This window comes from Actinoplanes sp. NPDC051405, from assembly GCF_055586185.1.
Genome location: NZ_JBVJIR010000002.1, coordinates 1 through 17,387 on the forward strand (window position 1 = coordinate 1; position 17,387 = coordinate 17,387).

Below are 17,387 nucleotides of genomic sequence, written 5' to 3' on the forward strand. Positions count from 1 at the left end.
CCCCCCCCCCCCCCCCCCCCCCCCCCCCCCCCCCCCCCCCCCCCCCCCCCCCCCCCCCCCCCCCCCCCCCCCCCCCCCCCCCCCCCCCCCCCACGACCGGGGGACTCAGGCCCGCCACATCCGGTAGAACGGTGTGTCGTCCGGCATCCGGATGTCGAACGGCATCATGTCGGTGTAGCCGTACCGGCGGTAGAGGCGGATGTTGTCCTCGTTGGTCGCCTCCAGGTACGCCGCCGTGCCGCCCAGGTCCTGATGGGTGCTGTCCATCAGCGCACCGCCCAGGCCGTGGCCCTGGTGGTCCGGATGAACGGCCAGGAAGGCCAGGTGCCAGTGCGGGTCCACCGGGTGGTGCTTGTCGAACAGCTCGTCCAGTTCGTGGAAGTGCGGCAGCCACTCCCCCGCCAGCGCGGCCAGGCGCTCGTCGTAGTGCGGGATCTCCGGCATCTCGTGCGTACGGTCGAACCACACCGCGGCCGCCGCCAGGCCGCCCGCCGGGTCGTCGATCACCTCGACCTTGCCGCACAGCGGCGCGTGCTCGGTGAGCAGGGTGAAGAAGTCTCCCATCACCCGCAGCCGGGACTGCGGGTCCGGGACCAGCGACCTGTTCTGCTCCAGGTCGTCGAAGGACAGGGCGATGAGGGCACCGACCGCCGGCAGTTCGGCTTCGGTGGCGGGGCGGATCACGGGAGTCACTGGTGGGCCTCCGAAGTGGCGTCGCGGAAGGAGTGGCCGGTGCCGGCGCTGCGTGCGCCCATGCCGATGCCGCGGTAGACCTGCGGGCGGCCGCGGCGCAGGATCAGCGCCCAGAGCACGCCGGCCAGGGTCAGCACCGCGTAGGCCAGCGGGACGACCCAGGTCGGCCGGGAACCGGGCTCGACGCCGAACAGCACGGCGATGTTGGTCAGCGCCAGGTACGTCACCACCAGCAGCAGCACCGTGCCGAGCACCGGGGCGCCGATGCGGTGCCAGACGTCCTCGCCCTGGGGGTTGCGGGCGAAGTAGCCGATCACCGCGGCCGAGGTGACCGTGATCAGCAGCAGCACGCCGATGCCGCCGGTGGTGCCGCCCCAGAAGAACAGCTGCACCAGCGGGTCCCAGCCGGCCAGCGCGTACACCAGGATCACGGCCAGGCCCACGGCCGACTGGGCCAGGGAGCCGTTCTTCGGCGCGCCGGTGGCCGGCACCGTGCGGCCGAAGGCGCGGGGCAGCACGCCCTCGCGGCCCAGCGAGAAGGTGTAGCGGGCGATGATGTTGTGGAACGAGATCATCGCGGCGATCAGCGAGGTCAGGAACAACGCGTGGCCCAGGTGCAGGGCGGTGCCGCCGAGCCGGTCGGAGGCGAGGTTGAAGAACAGCTCCGGGCCCTCGGCGCCGGCCCGGGCGACCGGGTCTGGCCCGGCGGCGGAGATCATCGCCCAGGCGGAGAAGGCGTACAGCACCGCGATCAGCGCGACCGCGATGTACGTGGCCCGGGGCACCGTACGGCGCGGGTCGCGGGACTCCTCGCTGAACACCACGGACTGCTCGAAACCGACGAAGCCGGTGACGGCCATGACCAGCAGCGCCCCCGCGCCCGCGCCGACCAGGCTGCCCGGGTTGAGCGGGGCGGACGAGGCCGCGAAGTCGGGGGTGAGCATGTCGGCGAAGCTGAAGATCACCACGAGCACGATCTCGGCGACCAGCAGGGTGGCCAGCACCTTGCCGTTGACCGCGACGTCGCGGACGCCCAGGACGGCGACCAGCGCCCAGGCCACCAGCGAGATGCCCCACCACGGCAGGTCGACGCCGAACCAGTCGGCGAACAGCGGGGCGGCGATCGCGCCGAAGCCGCCGTACGAGGCGACCTGGAAGCTGTTGTAGGCCAGCAGCGCGACCCACGCGGCGCCGACCCCGAAGGGGCGGCCGATGCCCCGGGCGATGTAGGCGTAGAAGGCGCCGGCGTTGGCGATGTGCCGGGCCATGGCGACGTAGCCGACCGCGAAGACGGCGAGCACGAGCGCGACGGCGAGGAAGGCGATGGAGATGGCGGTGAGCCCGGTGACCGCGAGGCCGGTGGGCACGACGCCCGCCACGACGGTCAGTGGCGCGGCGGCCGACATCACGAAGAACACGACGGCGGCGACGCCGAGGCGGTCGCGGGCCAGGGCGGTCGAGAGCTGGCTCGGTCTGGCGGGGGTGGAGGTGCTGGGCACTCGGGGATCTCCCAACGGGACGGAGGGGGTGTCAGGCGCGGCGGGCCATCACGGCGTCGCCGACGGCGGCCTCTGCGTGGCCGACGAGATGCTGCAGCGTGGCCGGCATCCGCCGGCGCAGCTGGTCGAACAGGTGGTCACGCTCACCGGCTTCGAGCGTGACGAGCACGTGCTGGTCGAGGCCGGTGGCCAGCACCAGCCCGGCCAGCACGAGATCGGGGCCGTCCAGCAGCTCGCCGCGGGTGGCGGCGATCCGGATCCGGGTGCCGGGCCAGGCGGCGGTCGCGGGGTCGGTCGGCACGAAGCGGACCTTGGTGCCGAGCAGGCCGCGTTTCTCCACCCGGCGCACCAGCCCGGCGCGGGCCAGGCGCCGCTCGACGAGCTCGGTCGAGACACCGGTGGCCAGGAAGGCGATCCAGTCGCGGATCTGGCGGTGGTGGCTCTCGCGCAGCAGCTGCTCCAGGACGGCGGCGGTGGCCGGTTCCGGGGTGGGCCGGTCGTCGAGCACGGTGACCTGGTTGTCGTACAGCTCCAGGCGGCGCCAGAAGACCAGCTCGCCGAGCAGGCCGGCGGCCAGGCCGAGGCCGAGGGTGGCCGGGGTGAGCAGGCAACGGCCGCGGGCGGCGTCGTGGGCGGCCAGGTACAGGTCGTCGGCGAGCGGCAGCTGGGTGGTCGCCACTCGACGGTCTCCTTTCCCTCGTACGCGGACACGGCCGAGCGACCGCGGGCCGTGATGACGGGCGGTGAGGGCATGCTGACCGAGGCATGACGGCGGCGCCACGACCGGTTACGGTCAGCGGCGTCCAAGCAACACCGCGTAGCTTGCCAGCGCCCCGGGCGACGCGCAATGTCCAGAGTGGCCGGATCCGAAATGCATCCTGCACGACCACGCTGAGCTGCTGTTATGCCGCTCGTGAGATCGAGAAAGTTAACATCGTCTTCATCTGCCGAACGCGAACCCGGCCCGAACGCGACCCTTACCGAACGCTTACCCGCCGGCCCTACCGTCGGCAGCATGACCGAACGTGTCGCGGTGTCCCATCTCCTGCGCCGGCTGACCTTCGGGCCGACGGCCGCCGAGGTCGACGCGGCCGAACGCGCGGGGGCCGGCGCCACGCTGGACAGCGTGCTCGAGCCGACCGGCCGTACCGTCGAGCTGCCCGACCTGGCTCCTGGCGGCACGCCGCCGAAAGGCGCCGGCCGCGAGGAGAAGCAGAAGGCCCGGCAGACCGCCCGCGCCCAGCTCACCACCGCGACCCGATGGTGGCTGGCCCGGATGGCCGCGGAGTCCGGCGCCGCCGAGAAGCTCACCTTCTTCTGGCACGGCCACTGGGCGACGTCGGCCCAGAAGGTCCGCTCGGCGCCGCTGATGCTCGCCCAGCAGCAGACGCTCCGGCGCTACGGCGGCGGGGCGACCGGCCCACTGGTCCGGGCGATGCTGCGTGATGCCGCGCTGATCCTCTGGCTCGACGGGCAGAAGAACACCCGCAAGGCACCGAACGAGAATCTCGCCCGGGAGCTGATGGAGCTGTTCACCCTCGGCGTCGGCAGCTACGGCGAGGCCGACGTCAAGGCCGGGGCCCGGGTGCTCACCGGCTGGCAGGTCGATCGGGCGGCCGGCACCGCGGAGCTGCTACTCCGCCGCCACGACGACTCGCCGGTCACCCTGCTCGGCAGCACCGGCCGCTTCGACGTCGACTCCTATGCCGACCTGCTGGTCCGGCATCCGGCGCACGCGCCCTTCCTGGCCCAGCGCCTCTGGGTGCGCTACGGCTCGGGCACGGCACCGGGGCCGGAGACCACCGCCCGGCTGACCGCCGCCGGCCGCACCGGCACCAGCGCCATGCTGCGGGCGCTCGCGACCGATCCCGCCTTCGCGGCGACGGCCGGGCAGCTCGTCAAGCAGCCGGTCGAGTGGCTGGTCGGCGCGGTCCGGCAGCTCGGCATCAACGTGGCCGAGCTGCCGGAGAACAAGCAGAAGCAGCTCCTCGCCGGTCTGCGCGCGCTCGGGCAGGTGCCGTTCCGGCCGCCGAGCGTGGGCGGCTGGCCGGTCGGCGCGGCCTGGCTGACGACCTCGTCGACCCGGTCCCGGCTCCAGCACGGCCAGACCCTGACCGCGCTGGCCGGCGCCACGGTCGAGGAACTCGCGGACACCGGGCGGGACGCCCGCGTCGAGGCGCTGGCACGGCTGCTCGTCGTCGACGCCTGGACCGACCGGACCGCGGCCGTGCTGCGGACCGCGGCGGCGGACCCGCGGCGGCTGCTCGCCCTCGGCCTGGCCAGCCCCGAATACGCCGTCCACTGAAGGGACCGTCCGACCGCCCCTCCGCCACCCTTGAAAGGACTGAAGGCGAAACCATGGACACGATCACCCGGCGCCGATTCCTGACCGCCAGCGGCGTCGTCGGGGCCGGCGCGCTCGCGGCCGGCGGCTCCGCCTACGCCCTGCGCGACATCCTCGCCACCGCCGGAGACCGGGAGCCCGGCAAGATCCTGGTGCTGGTCACGCTCTACGGCGGCAACGACGGCCTGAACACCGTCATCCCGTACGCGGATCCGGCCTATGCCGCGGCCCGGCCCGGCCTCGCCTACGACGAGGGGCAGGTGCTCGCGCTCGCGGACGGTTCCGGCTCAACCCCGGACTGAAGGGCCTGCACAAACTGTACGGCGACCAGCGGCTCGCCGTCGTCCGCGGCGTCGGCTACCCGAAGCCGGACCGCAGCCACTTCCGTTCCATGGACATCTGGCAGACGGCCGCCCCCGAGCGCCCCGGCACCACCGGCTGGCTGGGCCGGTGGCTGGACACCGCGGGCGGGGACCCGCGGCTGGCGATCTCGTTCGAGCCGGTCCTGCCGCCGCTGCTGGCCGGCGCCACCAGTGCGGGAGCAACCGTCCCCGGCGGAGCGCTGACCCTGCCGAAGGGCGTGACGAAGCCGGTCCTCGACGGGTTCGGCACCGCGGCCGCCGGTGAGTCGCCGGCCCGAGCACGGGCGGCGGCCTGCTTCGCCGACCTGGTCCGGGTGCAGGGGTTGATGACCGACGTCGCGGCCGAGGCGGAGGACGACGACGAGGGTCAGGCGACCGCGACCGGCGGCCAGGCACCGCCGCTGGACCAGCAGCTCGCCCTGGTGGCCCGCTGCGTCGAGGCGGGTGCGGCCACCCGGGTCTACTCGGTGTCGCTCGGCGGCTTCGACCTGCACGCCGACGAGAAGACCGCCCAGGAGGCACTGCTGACCAAGCTCGACAAGCCGCTGGCGGCCTTCGTGGAGCGGATGGCCGGCACCGAGGCCGGGCGGGACGTGGTGGTCGCGGTCTACTCGGAGTTCGGCCGCCGGGTCAAGGCCAACGCCTCGGACGGCACGGACCACGGCACCGCCTCCAACGTCCTGCTGCTCGGCGCCGGCATCAAGGGCGGCCTGTACGGCGCGGCGCCGAGCCTCACCGACCTCGACGACGGCGACCTGCGCCACACGGTCGACTTCCGGGACGTGTACGCGATGCTGCTCGCCGACGTGCTGGGCGCCGACCCGGAACGGATCCTGGACGGCTGGCGCGGCCGTCTCACATTTAGTTGACGACTCAACTAAAGCTCCGTATCGTGGAGCCTGTTAGTTGAAGCGTCAAGCTCGGAGGTTTCCATGAGCGCCATGCCCGCCCTGTTCATCAGCCACGGCGCGCCGCCGCTGGTCGACGATCCCACCTGGGTCGGCCAGCTCCAGGAACTCGCCCGGGACCTGCCCCGGCCCAAGGCGATCCTGATGGCCTCCGCGCACTGGGAGTCGGCGCCCCTGATGCTCGGCGCCACCGAGACGGTGCCGCTGGTCTACGACTTCGGCGGCTTCCCCCGCCACTACTACGAGGTGCAGTACCGGGCGCCCGGCGCGCCCGAGCTGGCCACGCGGATCGAGAAGCTCATGCCCGACCGCGAGCGCGTCACGCGTACCGGCCGGGGGCTCGACCACGGGGCGTACGTGCCGCTCACGGTCATGTACCCGGACGCCGACATCCCGGTGCTGCAGATGTCGCTGCCCACCCTCGAGCCCGACCGGCTGCTGGAGATCGGCCGCCGGCTGGCGCCGCTGCGCGAGGAGGGCGTGCTCATCGTCGGTTCCGGCTTCACCACCCACGGGCTGCCGTTCCTGCGCGACTTCCGGCCGGAGGCGGCGGCGCCGGGCTGGTCGCGGGACTTCGACGCCTGGACGGCCGAGACCCTGGCCCGCGGGGCGATCGACGAGCTGGCCGACTTCCGGAAGCGGGCGCCCGGGATGCCGTACGCGCACCCGACGATCGAGCACTTCGCCCCGATGTTCCTCACCCTGGGCGCCGCGGCCGACCCCGAGCGGAGCCCGGAGCAGCCCATCGAAGGATTCTGGATGGGGCTGTCCAAGCGCTCGTTCCAGGTCGCCTGAGCCACCGGCGCGAGGATTCAGGATCTTCCCAGCCTGACCAGGGAACCTTGTGGGTACATTCCGCCAACCGCCCCTGCTGACTCACGCCCGGAGGTTCCTTCCCCATGCTGGAGGTCACCGCGCTCGGCTGGACGCTGACCATCGCGGTCATCGTCGCCCTGCTCGCCCTCGACCTGACCCTCGGTGTGCTGCGCCCGCACGCCGTCGGTTTCCGTGAGGCCACCGCCTGGTCGGTCTTCTACATCGCGATCGCGATCGCGTTCGGTTTCGTCTTCGCCGCGATCGCCGGCTGGGACTACGGCACGGAGTACTTCGCCGGTTACATCGTCGAGAAGAGCCTGTCGGTCGACAACCTCTTCGTCTTCGTGATCATCATGGGCACCTTCGCGGTGCCGGAGAAGTACCAGCAGGAGGTGCTGACCTTCGGCATCATCATCGCGCTGGTGCTGCGGGTCATCTTCATCGCGCTGGGCGCGACGCTGCTGTCGCTGTTCTCGTTCATGTTCCTGATCTTCGGCCTGATCCTGATCTACACGGCGGTGCAGCTGTTCCGGCACCGCGACGAGGACCCCGATCCCGACAACGCCGTGGTGCGCGGGGCCAAGCGGCTCTTCCCGGTCACCAAGGACTTCGTCGGCGGCAAGATGTTCACCCGCATCGACGGCAAGCGGACGGCCACCCCGCTGTTCATCACGCTGATCGCGATCGGCAGCGCCGACCTGCTGTTCGCGCTCGACTCGATCCCCGCGGTCTTCGGCGTCACCGAGGAGGCGTTCATCGTCTTCGCCGCCAACGCGTTCGCCCTGCTCGGCCTGCGGGCGTTGTTCTTCCTGGTCAAGGGCCTGCTGGACCGGCTGGTCTACCTCTCCACCGGACTGTCGATCATCCTGGCCTTCATCGGCGTCAAGCTGGTGCTGCACTGGGCGCACAAGGACATCAGCACGGCGGTGCCGGAGGTCAGCACCCCGGTCTCGCTCGGCGTCATCGTCGCGGTGCTGATCATCACGACCGTGGCCAGCCTCATCAAGGTCCGCAAGGACCCGGACACGATCGCGCACGCGGGCGCCCTGCGCGCCCGCGAGGACCGGTCCGACCAGGACTGACCCAGCAAGAACGGCCCCGGCGACAGTGCCGGGGCCGTTCCTGTGTCCGGTGCTCAGCGTCAGCCGCGATAACCGCCGAGGCCGCTGCCGGCCCGCTGTCGCTCGTAGTCCTGCTGGTTGAGGATCTCGCGGATCTCCCGCGTCTCCTCCTGGGTGTGCCGGCCCAGGATGAAGTCGAGCTCGGCGCGCTCGGCCGGGGTCTGGAAGGCCGCGAGCTCGGCGCTCAGCCGGCGCCGGGCGGTCCGCTCGGTGCGACGGTTCGCCAGGTTCACGCGGACGTCGCGCAGCTGGGTGATGAAAGGCATGATCCTTCTCCTCACGATGAGTGACGGCGAAAGCGTCGTCGCTTCCTGCAACAACCATCCCCACTGCGGGCTTCCACAACAAACCGACCAGGTAAAACCCTCGCTACAGAAGTGATGGGGACCACCGGATATCTGTAGTCCAGGTCACTCGGCGTAGCCAATGTCCTGGTCAGACTATTGCGCCGGCGCGCCGTGTTCCCGGACACAACGAAGGCCCGCGGCACTCGCCGCGGGCCTCCGGAGTGGTGCTTCGGATCAGAGAGTCAGGGTCCAGGTGTTGATGTAGCCGGTGTCGGCGCTGTAGACGTCACGGACCTGGAGCTTCCAGGCCCCGTTGGCGGCCTCCGCGGACAGGTTCGCCGTGTACGTCGTGGCGACGTTGTCCGCGCTGTCCGAGCTGCTGCTGTTCTTCAGCCGGTACGCGGTCCCGTCCGGCGCCACCAGGTCGACGACCAGGTCACCGCGGTAGGTGTGGACGATGGTGACCGCCACGGTGGAGGCCGACGACGCCGACCGGGCGCAGCCGGCGATCGTGATCGTGCTGGTCACGGCCGACCCGGCGTCCGGGATGGACACATCGGTGGCGTTGGTGCCGGCACAGCTGCCCCCGGCGCCGCCGGTGACCGTCAGCGTGTAGGTGGCGGTGTGCGTCGCCGAGCCGGTGCCCGTGACGGTGATCGGGTAGCTGCCCGAGGGGGTGGCCGCCGTGGTGCTGATCGTCAGCGTCGACGACGAGCCGGAGGTCACCGAGGCCGGGCTGAACGAGGCGGTCGCCCCGCTCGGCAGGCCGGCGGCGGTCAGCGCCACGCTCTGCGCCGAACCGGAGGTGGTCGCCGTGGCCACGGTGGTGCTGGCCGACGAGCCGGCCGCGACGGTGCCCGAGGTGGGCGACACCGACACCGAGAAGTCGTTGGCCGGCGTACCGGTGCTGCAGGTGGCCTCGCCGCTCACCGCGGGGACGCTGACCGCGGCCCAGGCCGCCTTGACGGCGTTGAACTCGGCGCAGCTGGGGGCGTACAGGTTCTTCGCGGCGGCCAGCGTCGCGGTCCGGACCCCGGCGTGCTTCCAGGTCGAGGTCTTCGACTGCATCGCGTTGTAGTAGATCTCGCCGGCCTTGCGGATGCCCAGGCCGGTGACCGTGCTCGAGTTGCAGGTCGGGCTGGCGGGCTGGCCGTTGGTGGGGTTCGAGCCCTCGGCGGTCAGGTAGAACCAGTGGTTCAGCGGACCGGCCGCGGCGTGCACCTCGGTCGACGGGATCGACGACGAGTAGCAGTTCGGGTCGCCGGCGAGCGACGGGTTGTACATGTACCGGATCGGGCCCTGGCCGACCAGGTCGACCTCCTCGCCGACCTGGTAGTCCGGGGGGTCGAGCGGGCTGTTGGCGTAGGCCTCGGTCAGCGCGCCGAAGATGTCGCCGGTGGCCTCGTTGAGGCCGCCGTTCTCGTTGCCGCTGCCCGCTCCGCCCGGCGTGGTCTGGAAGACGGCGTGACCGAGCTCGTGGCCGACCACGTCGATCGGGGTGGCCTGGCGGGTGTTCGCCTGGTTGTGGCCGAAGTTGACGTACGAGCCGTTCCAGTACGCGTTCACGTCGGCGAGCCCGACCCGGATCGGCGGGGTGTTGCCGTTGCCCAGGATGCCGTTGCGGTTGAACCAGGAAGAGAACATGTCGACCTCACGCTGCGCGCCCCACAGGGCGTCGACGCAGGCGGTCTCCAGGTTGGTGCCGGCGCCGGTCCCCCAGGCGTCGTCGGTGCCCGTGTACGCCGACCCGTTCTGCCCGCCACACTTCAGGCCGGGACGGGTGGAGTCGGTCATGGAGAACGAGGAGCCGGAGCCCGACGTGTTGATGGTGACGTTGCCGTAGTAGTAGCCGTTGCCGGAACCCTCACGCACATAGTCGATCTCGTCGAGCACCGCGCCGGTGGCCGCGTCGACGAAGATGTGCAGGTTGCTCGGCTTGTTCTGCGCCGTACGGCCCTCGACGACGGCCTCGTAGGCCAGCTTCGGGCTCTCCCCGGCGAGAACCTTGAGCTCGGGCGTACCGGCACTCTCCACCTTGGCCAGCCGGCTCTTGGCGATGACCGCCGCCCGGGCCGCGGTGATCTTCGCGGTGGTACCGACGGAGATGGCGGCGGTCTCGGCCACCGCGGTGTCCTTGACCGTGCCGGCCGCGTCCGTGGTGACGACGACGTCGCCGCCGACCACGGCCAGGCCCTTGAAGGTGCGGGCGTAGGTCACGTACTGCAGGCCGCGGGTGCCCTGCACGACACCGGTGCGCTTGAGGTCGTCACCGGCGGAGCGCCGGAGCGTGGTGGCCTTGCCGGCGCTGTCGACGAGGCTGTCGGCGGAGGCGGCGGCGAGGGCCGCGGGGGCGGGACTGGGGCTGGGCGCCTGCTGGGGGCTCGCGCCGGCGGGCGTCGCCGCCAGCGCCAGCGCCGCGCCGGTGGCCAGGGCCACCGAGGCTGTGATGAGTTTCTGACGTCCCACGCTCGTACTCCTTAACTCGACCCGGTCAGGGCGAGGCCTGGGCGCGGTGTCCCGGGGTCGGGAGGCACCAGGCTGACTGAGCAGTGACGCTATGCATCGACGACCGTCACCGAATCAGGGAAAACCCTTGTCGGTGCGGGTTCGGCCGCCGGCAGCCGGGACGAGAGCTGGGTGCGCGAGCGTACGCCGAGCTTGCGGTAGACCCGGGTGAGGGTCGCCTCGACCGTCTTGACGCTCAGGTACAGCTGATTGGCGATCTCCCGGTTGCTGGCGCCGTCGCGGACCAGCCCGGCGATCCGCGCCTCGGTCGAGGTCAGCCCGAGGTCGGCCGGCGGGGCGGAACTGCCCTCGGTGCGGGCCAGCGCCCGTTCGGTCTGCTCGGTCCACGGCCTGGCGTCGGCGGCCAGAAACAGCGCCAGCGCCGCGCCGATCGCCACCCGGGCGGCCGCATACCGGCGCCGGCGCCGCTCGGCGCCACCCTGCACCAGCAACGCGTGGGCCTGCTCGACCGGCTGGCGCAACTCGGCGAAATGTGCCGCCGCGGCCGCCGACAGCTCGACCGCCGCGTCGGCCTGACCGCACTCGGAGAGCACGACAGCGGTGGCCCGGTCCAGATAGCCGGTGACACCTGGGCTCTCGCCCAGCCGGGTCGCTGCCGCCCGCGCCTCGGCGAGAATCCGCGCGGCCTCGTCGTGCTCCCCGAGCGCGGCCAGCCCACCGGCCAGATCACCGCGCCAGCGCACGATCATCGGATCGGTCGCACCATCGGCCGGCTCGCGCAGCCGGCGCAGCGCCGCGACCCCGGCCCGGGTCTCCCCGGCGCGCAGCTCGGCCTGGCCCAGGGCGTGCAGGTTGCGGCGCAGGTAGAGGCTGTCACCCTCCTGCTCGGAGGCGCGCACCCCACGGCGGGCGTACCCGGCTGCGGCGGCCAGGCTGCCCCCGGCGAGCTCGGCCACCGCCGCGGTGTACCAGGTCGGACCGGGGCTCAGCCCGGCCCGCTGGGCGGCGGCTACAGCCCGGTGGGCGTACCGCAGGGCGTCGCGGCAGCGGCCCGCCCGGGTCGCCACCTCCGCGAGGCTGCGCAGCACCTCGACCAGGGCCTCCCCGGTGCGGTCGTGCTCGGCCAGGGCCAGCAGGGTGAGCAGTTCGGCGCGGGCCTCGTCGAGCCGGTCGTCGACCATGGCGAAACGCGCGGCGAGGTAACGCGGGCCCATGTGCAGCCAGCCGGGCGCCTGCGGGGCCGGCAGCGCCAGGGCCTGCTCCAGCGTCCGCGTCCAGCGCGCTTCGCCGCGGATCCGCTGGATCTGGGCGAGCGCGCTGAGCGCCATCGCCCCGGTCGCCGCGTCACCGGCCTGCCGCGCCGCCGCGGCCGCGCCCACCGCCCAGTCCGCCGCCGTGCCCGGATCGCCGGCGAGCATCGCCGCCCAGGTCAGCCGCAACCGCACCGGCCCGATCAGGGTGACGTCGTCCCCGGCCTCGTGCAACGCGGCGGCGAACGTCTCCCCCATGTCGGCGAGCGCCTGGCCGGCCAGATCGATCAGCACCAGCCGGGCGGTGACCCGGTGCCGGGCCGGCGAGTCGGCGGCGGCCAGCAGCGCCTCGGCAGCCCGCCCGGCCAGCGCCGGCACCCCGGCGGTCAGGGCCGTGCCGGCCGCGGCGGCGAGCCAGTCGAAGCGTTCGGCGGCCAGGCTGCGCGGGCACCGGTCGGCCGCCAGCTGATAGAGCTCGGCGGCCGTGCGACCGTCGCCGCGGGCCAGCGCCCGTTCGGCGGCGGCGACCAGATCGACGGCCACATCGGCGTCCGGCCGGCCGCTGCGCAGCGCCCGGTGCCGGACGTTGTCGGTCTCGTCCAGCGCCGCGTTGGCCAGCGCGTCGTGCACCCCGGCCCGGCGGGCCGCCCCGGCGTCCTCGGCCAGCACGGCGGCGAGCGCGGGCGGCACGAACCGGACCGTCCCGCCGTGCACCTCGATCAGACCGGCGGTCGCGGCGGCGCGCAGATCCCGGTCCGCGTCCTCGTGACCGGCCCGGATCAGCGCCGTGACGGTCGGCTCGGTGGCCAGCGCGGCGACGAGCAGGGTGCCGATGACGGGCGCGGGCAGCGCGTCGAGGCGCCGCCGCAGCAGCGCCCGGGCCGGCTCGGGCAGCGGCGCGGGCCGCCAGGCGGGACCGGCGGTGACCGCCCCGCCCAGGGCCAGCGCCAGGAACGGATTGCCGCCGCTGGCCTCGTGCAACCGGCTGGCCGTCCGGCAGGGCAGGCCACGCGCCTCCAGCAACCCGGTCAGCTCGTCGGCGGCCAGCGGCGGGACCAGCAGATCGGCGACCGGCGCGGGACACAGCCGGGCCGCCCGGTGCCGCCCGACCGGGTCGGGGAACCGCTGGGCGGCGACCACCCGCACCCGCGGACCCGGGCGCCGGCGCATGGCGAAACCGATCAGCTCGGCGGACTCGGCGTCGAGCCACTGCACGTCGTCGATCACGAGCAGCACACACTGCGCGCGGGCGCAGTGCGCGAGCAGGCCGGGCAGCACGAGACGGCGGGCCAGGGCGGGAGCACCCGCGCGCGGAGCGGTGCCCTGGCGCAACACGGCCAGGGCGGTGCGGTGGGCGGGTGGCAGGGCGGCCAGGGACGCCGGCGGCAGCTGCGCCACGAGGTCGGCGATGCCCGCGTACGGCAGACGGCGCTCGGCAGGCGCAGGCCGCAGCCGCACGACCAGCTCTCCCCGCGCGGAGGCCGCGGCGGCGACAGCGTCCAGCAGAGCGGTCTTGCCGATGCCCTCCGGGCCGTGCAACGCCACCCCGCCGCCGGCGCCGAGCCGGGCCTCGACCGCGGCCAGCAGCGACGCCCGGCCGAACAGGGTGGGCGTGCCGGGCTGCACGCGCGTATCCAGGGCCGACTCCCCAGCTAGGGGGTGTTTCGTAGATCATGACGGCCTGCGCCTGGCCCAGCTTCCGCCTCGCGGCGAGGGCCGAAAGGCCGGATACAACCCGGGTATCCGGCCTTCCGTCCCGCTTGCGACCCGAAACCTGGACCTCGCCTCGGCGACGCCATGATCTACGAAACACCCCCCTGGCCTGATCGAGCATGCTCAGCCTAGGAACCCGGCCGCCAAGCATCAATGCTTGCGCATATGTGATTTCTTACGGCCGGACCCGGCCGGCGCCCCGGTTCTTGCGGGCCGCGGGTCCCCGGGCGGCCGGATCCACGCCCGGCGCGGCCCGTAGGGTCAGGCAATGATCAGCTACTTCGAGCGGGCCGGCGACGGACGGTTCCGGCCGACCGCCGCGACCGGCGGCGCCTGGGCCGTCGACGAGCAGCACATCAGCCCGATGACCGGCCTGATCGTGCACGCGGTCGAGCAGTTCACCGCCGCCCGCGGCGCCGACGGCCTGGTGGTCGCCCGGGTCAGCATGGACATCCTCGGCGTGCTCAAGCTGGAGGACTTCGAGATCCACGTCGAGACGGTACGGCCGGGGCGCACCATCGAGCTCCTGGAAGCCGTCGTGATCGCCCGGAGCCGGCCGGCCGTACGGGCCCGGGTCTGGCGCCTGGCCGAGCTGGACACGGCCGGGGTGGCCGGTGGCGGGGCCCCGGCGCTGCCCGGCCCCGGGTCGGTGCCGAGGTGGCCGATGTCCGACGCGTGGCCCGGCGAGTTCATCACCACGCTGGACGTACGCCCGATCGGCCCGGTGCGGCCGGGCCGCACGACCGCCTGGATCTCCACCGGGCTGGACCTGCTGGCCGGTGAGCCGGTCAGCGACCTGGCGAGCTACCTGGCTCTGGTGGACACGGCCAACGGGATCGCGATCCGCGAGTCCCCCAAGGAATGGCTCTTCCCCAACCTGGACCTGTCGATCCACCTGCACCGGCAGCCCCGCGGGCGCTGGGTCGGCCTGGACACGTCGGTGGTGTTCGGGCCGCGCGGTCACGGCCTGACCACGACGACGCTGCACGACGTGGACGGGCCGGTCGGCCGCGCGGAGCAGATCCTGACGGTCCGCCCGGCGCCGCGGCGGTGAGCTGGTCGATGTACGCCGTGCCAGTGCACGATCTCGCCGAGGACGGCATGGCGGACCGGGACGCCGTGGTTCACGGTCGGCGCCACGGGAAGCGCGTAAGCCGGACGCATGGCGGTCCTGGCGGCGATGCGCGCGCTCACGCCGGTCGCCGGTGCCCAGCTCGTCTACGACGACTCGGCCGACGAGGTGTTCGTGGTCCGGCCCGGCGAACGCGTCCAGGGCCTGGTCGCCGACTGGCCCTGGTAGCCGCCGGCGAGAGCCGTGACCCATATAGACAGTGACGACTATCCTCGGCGGCGGAGCTCGCGAAGGTAGTCAGTCACTGGACCCGTCACGGGAGTGCTCATGACCCATCCGAAGCAATGGCGCCGCGGAATCGCAATCGCTGCCGCCGCAACCGTCACCGCCGCCCTCACCACGGTTCCGTACTCCCCGGCCCACGCCGCCGCCGCGCCCGCACCCCGGGTGGCGTGGGCGGCGTGCGAGGACGGGTTCGAGTGCGCCACCGTGCCGGCCCCGCTGGACCACGACCGGCCGCGGGGCGTGCAGATCGGCATCTCGCTGCTGCGGCTGCGCGCCGCCGATCCCGGGCGGCGGATCGGCTCGCTGCTGCTCAACCCCGGCGGCCCGGGCGGGTCCGGTGTGGACTTCGCGCGCGCGGTGGCCCGGAGTCTGCCGGCCGAGGTTCGGGCCCGCTTCGACATCGTCGGCTTCGATCCGCGGGGCATCTACCGGAGCACACCGCTGCGCTGCTTCGACACCTACGAGCAGGCGATCGCGGTGCTGCCGCCGTTCGCGTACCCGGAGACCACGGCCGAGGAACGGCGGCAGCGGGTGTCGGACGACCAGCTCGCCGCCGCCTGCGCCCGGCACGGCGGGGCCATTCTCAGTCACATGTCCAGTGCCGACGCGGCCCGCGACATGGATCTGCTGCGCGAGGTGCTCGGCGACCAGAAGCTGAGCTATCTCGGCTACTCGTACGGCTCGCTGCTCGGCCAGAACTACGCCAACCTGTTCCCGTCCCGGGTCCGCGCCCTGGTGATCGATGCTGTGGTCGATCCCGTGGCCTGGTCCACCGGGCACGGCCGCGATGCCCGTACCGTGCCGGTCGGTACCCGGATCGCCAGCGCCGACGGCGCCCGGCGGACCCTCGGCGAGTTCTTCCGGCTGTGCGACGCGGCCGGTCCGGACTGTGCCTTCTCCGGCGACGCGAGCAAGCGGTACGCGCAGCTGTCGCACCGTCTGCGCGGGCACCCGGCGACCATCGTCGACCCGTTCTCCGGCGAGACCTACACCTTCTCCCACAGTGACCTGATCGCCACCACGCTGGGCGCCCTGTACAGCCCGCAGATCTGGCCCGACCTGGCGTTCTTCCTCGACGCCGTGCACGATCAGCTGACGCCGGCCGTCCTCGGGCAGCGGCTCGCCACCGTCCGCGCCGGGCTCGGCCTGGCCGCCCAGCCGCAGGAGGAGTATCCGAACGACGTGGAGGGCTCTCCCGGCGTCACCTGCTCCGACACCGTCAACCCGCGGTCCCTGGCGGACTGGCAGCGGTCCGCCGACCGCGCCGAGCAGCGCTACGGCTACTTCGGCCGGATCTGGAACTGGGCCTGGAGTGCCTGCGGCTCCTGGCCGCGCACCGCCGGACAGGACCGGCACCTCGGCCCGTGGACGGCCCGGACCTCGGCGCCTGTGCTGGTTGTCGGCAACTACTTCGACCCGGCCACCCGCTACCAGGGCGCTGTCGCGGCGGCCCGGCTGCTGCCGAACTCCCGGCTGCTGTCCTACGCCGGGTGGGGGCACGGCGCCTACTTCATCGCCGGCAACACGTGCGTGGACACGAAGGTGACCCAGTACCTGCTGACCAGCCGGGTGCCGGCCGCCGGCACGGTGTGCCGGCCGGAAGGCTCACCCTTCGATCCGGCGCCGGCCTCGGCGCTGAGCGCGTCCGCCGCGTCCGCACTCAGCTCCGCCGTGGTGCCCGAGGCCGTACGCCGCTCCTTCAGGACAACGGCTGGGTGAACCGGATCGCGTTGCCGAACGGGTCGCGCAGGCCGCAGTCGATGCCGTACGGGCGCTCGGTGGGCTCGTCGGTGAACTCGACGCCGAGGCCCTTGAGGGTCTCGTAGGTCTTGCGGCAGTCGTCGGTGCTGAAGATCAGGTGCCCGCCGGTGGCGCCCTTGCTCAGCAACTCGCGGACCTGCTGGGCGGTCTCCTCGGACATCGAGGGACCGCCCGGCTTCTCCAGCAGGATCTGGCGTTCCGGGCGGCCCGGGACCTGCACCGTGAGCCAGCGCATGAAGCCGAGGTCGACGTCGGAGCTGACCTCCAGCCCGAGCTTGCCGACGTAGAAGTCGAGGGCCTCGTCCTGGTCCAGGACGTAGATCTGGGAGTGGGTGATCGCGGTGAACATGGGCCTCACGCTAGCGGCCCGGCCGGTGCGGAACTTCTCCGAAACTGCTCACTCGGCCGGGTCCACACCTTGGTGAAGCACGTGGGCACGCCGGTCGCCGTGACCTGCCGGCGGTAGTCGCGCGGCGACCGGCCGACGATGTCGCGGAAGGTGCGGCTGAACGTGCCCAGGCTGCCGAAGCCCACCCGGAAGCAGATGTCGGTCACACTGCCGCCGGTCTCGCGCAGCAGGAACATCGCCCGCTCGACCCGGCGGCGCTGCAGGTAGCGGTGCGGCGTCTCACCGAAGGTGGCCCGGAACGTACGGGTGAAGTGCGCCGGCGATACGTGGGCGATCCGGGCCAGGGCGGCGACGTCCAGCGGCTGGGCGTACGCGCGGTCCATGGCGTCGCGGGCCCGCAGCATCCGGCGGTTGCTCTGCTCGACAGCGCGGTTCACGAGGCCATGACACCACGGATCACC

At 73.0% G+C, this 17,387-nt stretch carries 16 protein-coding genes; 8 read left to right on the forward strand and 8 right to left on the reverse strand.

Features of this window, described 5'->3' with window-relative positions:
• Window positions 1-105: 105 nt before the first annotated feature.
• From ACZ6S4_RS04350 to ACZ6S4_RS04360, 3 genes are read right to left on the reverse strand one after another with little or no spacing between them, the layout of a single operon-like run.
• Window positions 106-693: a GNAT family N-acetyltransferase gene (locus tag ACZ6S4_RS04350; protein WP_465473508.1), complete on the reverse strand. Its 588-nt coding sequence runs from the start codon at window positions 691-693 to the stop codon at window positions 106-108.
• A complete protein-coding gene (locus tag ACZ6S4_RS04355) occupies window positions 690-2,192 on the reverse strand; it encodes an APC family permease (RefSeq protein WP_465473509.1) in 1,503 nt (500 codons plus the stop codon). The genes ACZ6S4_RS04350 and ACZ6S4_RS04355 overlap by 4 nt, the downstream gene beginning before the upstream one ends.
• A 31-nt stretch (window positions 2,193-2,223) precedes the next feature.
• Entirely contained in the window at window positions 2,224-2,871 is a 648-nt protein-coding gene (locus ACZ6S4_RS04360; protein WP_465473510.1) for a GOLPH3/VPS74 family protein, read from the reverse strand.
• Between the two features lie 336 nt (window positions 2,872-3,207).
• Here ACZ6S4_RS04360 and ACZ6S4_RS04365 point away from each other — a divergent pair, with 336 nt between their 5' ends.
• The 5 genes from ACZ6S4_RS04365 to ACZ6S4_RS04385 all read left to right on the forward strand — a co-directional run bounded on the left by ACZ6S4_RS04365 (window position 3,208) and on the right by ACZ6S4_RS04385 (window position 7,704).
• Window positions 3,208-4,497 (forward strand): DUF1800 domain-containing protein, encoded by a 1,290-nt coding sequence (locus ACZ6S4_RS04365; protein ID WP_465473511.1) that lies wholly within the window; start codon window positions 3,208-3,210, stop codon window positions 4,495-4,497.
• 53 nt (window positions 4,498-4,550) lie between these two features.
• The gene (locus tag ACZ6S4_RS04370; RefSeq protein ID WP_465473512.1) at window positions 4,551-4,838 is read left to right on the forward strand and encodes a hypothetical protein; all 288 of its coding nucleotides are present in this window, start codon (window positions 4,551-4,553) and stop codon (window positions 4,836-4,838) included.
• 89 nt (window positions 4,839-4,927) lie between these two features.
• Window positions 4,928-5,767 carry a DUF1501 domain-containing protein gene (locus ACZ6S4_RS04375; protein WP_465473513.1) on the forward strand — a complete coding sequence of 280 codons (840 nt, stop codon included), beginning with the start codon at window positions 4,928-4,930 and terminating at the stop codon, window positions 5,765-5,767.
• 63 nt (window positions 5,768-5,830) lie between these two features.
• On the forward strand, window positions 5,831-6,601 hold the full coding sequence (locus ACZ6S4_RS04380) for a dioxygenase family protein (protein ID WP_465473514.1): 771 nt from the start codon (window positions 5,831-5,833) through the stop codon (window positions 6,599-6,601).
• Between the two features lie 104 nt (window positions 6,602-6,705).
• Window positions 6,706-7,704 (forward strand): TerC family protein, encoded by a 999-nt coding sequence (locus ACZ6S4_RS04385; protein ID WP_465473515.1) that lies wholly within the window; start codon window positions 6,706-6,708, stop codon window positions 7,702-7,704.
• A gap of 59 nt (window positions 7,705-7,763) precedes the next feature.
• Here ACZ6S4_RS04385 and ACZ6S4_RS04390 read toward each other — a convergent pair whose 3' ends face one another.
• The 3 genes from ACZ6S4_RS04390 to ACZ6S4_RS04400 all read right to left on the reverse strand — a co-directional run bounded on the left by ACZ6S4_RS04390 (window position 7,764) and on the right by ACZ6S4_RS04400 (window position 13,372).
• Entirely contained in the window at window positions 7,764-8,009 is a 246-nt protein-coding gene (locus ACZ6S4_RS04390; RefSeq protein ID WP_465473516.1) for a hypothetical protein, read from the reverse strand.
• Between the two features lie 255 nt (window positions 8,010-8,264).
• On the reverse strand, window positions 8,265-10,496 hold the full coding sequence (locus ACZ6S4_RS04395) for a M4 family metallopeptidase (RefSeq protein WP_465473517.1): 2,232 nt from the start codon (window positions 10,494-10,496) through the stop codon (window positions 8,265-8,267).
• Between the two features lie 89 nt (window positions 10,497-10,585).
• Window positions 10,586-13,372 carry a helix-turn-helix transcriptional regulator gene (locus tag ACZ6S4_RS04400; RefSeq protein ID WP_465473518.1) on the reverse strand — a complete coding sequence of 929 codons (2,787 nt, stop codon included), beginning with the start codon at window positions 13,370-13,372 and terminating at the stop codon, window positions 10,586-10,588.
• Between the two features lie 355 nt (window positions 13,373-13,727).
• On the opposite strand from ACZ6S4_RS04400, the gene ACZ6S4_RS04405 reads away from it, so the two are divergent.
• The 3 genes from ACZ6S4_RS04405 to ACZ6S4_RS04415 all read left to right on the forward strand — a co-directional run bounded on the left by ACZ6S4_RS04405 (window position 13,728) and on the right by ACZ6S4_RS04415 (window position 16,535).
• Entirely contained in the window at window positions 13,728-14,513 is a 786-nt protein-coding gene (locus tag ACZ6S4_RS04405; protein WP_465473519.1) for a thioesterase family protein, read from the forward strand.
• 108 nt (window positions 14,514-14,621) lie between these two features.
• The gene (locus tag ACZ6S4_RS04410; protein WP_465473520.1) at window positions 14,622-14,759 is read left to right on the forward strand and encodes a hypothetical protein; all 138 of its coding nucleotides are present in this window, start codon (window positions 14,622-14,624) and stop codon (window positions 14,757-14,759) included.
• A 99-nt stretch (window positions 14,760-14,858) separates the two neighbouring features.
• Entirely contained in the window at window positions 14,859-16,535 is a 1,677-nt protein-coding gene (locus tag ACZ6S4_RS04415) for an alpha/beta hydrolase (protein ID WP_465473521.1), read from the forward strand.
• Here the strand turns inward: ACZ6S4_RS04415 and ACZ6S4_RS04420 are convergent.
• Entirely contained in the window at window positions 16,516-16,926 is a 411-nt protein-coding gene (locus tag ACZ6S4_RS04420; RefSeq protein WP_465473522.1) for a VOC family protein, read from the reverse strand. The two genes, ACZ6S4_RS04415 and ACZ6S4_RS04420, sit on opposite strands and share 20 nt — an antisense overlap.
• A gap of 5 nt (window positions 16,927-16,931) precedes the next feature.
• A complete protein-coding gene (locus ACZ6S4_RS04425) occupies window positions 16,932-17,363 on the reverse strand; it encodes a helix-turn-helix domain-containing protein (RefSeq protein ID WP_465473523.1) in 432 nt (143 codons plus the stop codon).
• Between the last annotated feature and the right edge of the window lie 24 nt (window positions 17,364-17,387).

Coding starts and splice junctions, on each gene's coding strand:
- ACZ6S4_RS04410 (WP_465473520.1), top strand. CDS start 14,622: ATGGCGGTCCTGGCGGCGATGCGCGCGCTCACGCCGGTCGCCGGTGCC.
- ACZ6S4_RS04385 (WP_465473515.1), top strand. CDS start 6,706: ATGCTGGAGGTCACCGCGCTCGGCTGGACGCTGACCATCGCGGTCATC.
- ACZ6S4_RS04415 (WP_465473521.1), top strand. CDS start 14,859: ATGACCCATCCGAAGCAATGGCGCCGCGGAATCGCAATCGCTGCCGCC.
- ACZ6S4_RS04390 (WP_465473516.1), bottom strand. CDS start 8,009: ATGCCTTTCATCACCCAGCTGCGCGACGTCCGCGTGAACCTGGCGAAC.
- ACZ6S4_RS04370 (WP_465473512.1), top strand. CDS start 4,551: ATGGACACGATCACCCGGCGCCGATTCCTGACCGCCAGCGGCGTCGTC.
- ACZ6S4_RS04365 (WP_465473511.1), top strand. CDS start 3,208: ATGACCGAACGTGTCGCGGTGTCCCATCTCCTGCGCCGGCTGACCTTC.
- ACZ6S4_RS04380 (WP_465473514.1), top strand. CDS start 5,831: ATGAGCGCCATGCCCGCCCTGTTCATCAGCCACGGCGCGCCGCCGCTG.
- ACZ6S4_RS04405 (WP_465473519.1), top strand. CDS start 13,728: ATGATCAGCTACTTCGAGCGGGCCGGCGACGGACGGTTCCGGCCGACC.
- ACZ6S4_RS04420 (WP_465473522.1), bottom strand. CDS start 16,926: ATGTTCACCGCGATCACCCACTCCCAGATCTACGTCCTGGACCAGGAC.
- ACZ6S4_RS04375 (WP_465473513.1), top strand. CDS start 4,928: ATGGACATCTGGCAGACGGCCGCCCCCGAGCGCCCCGGCACCACCGGC.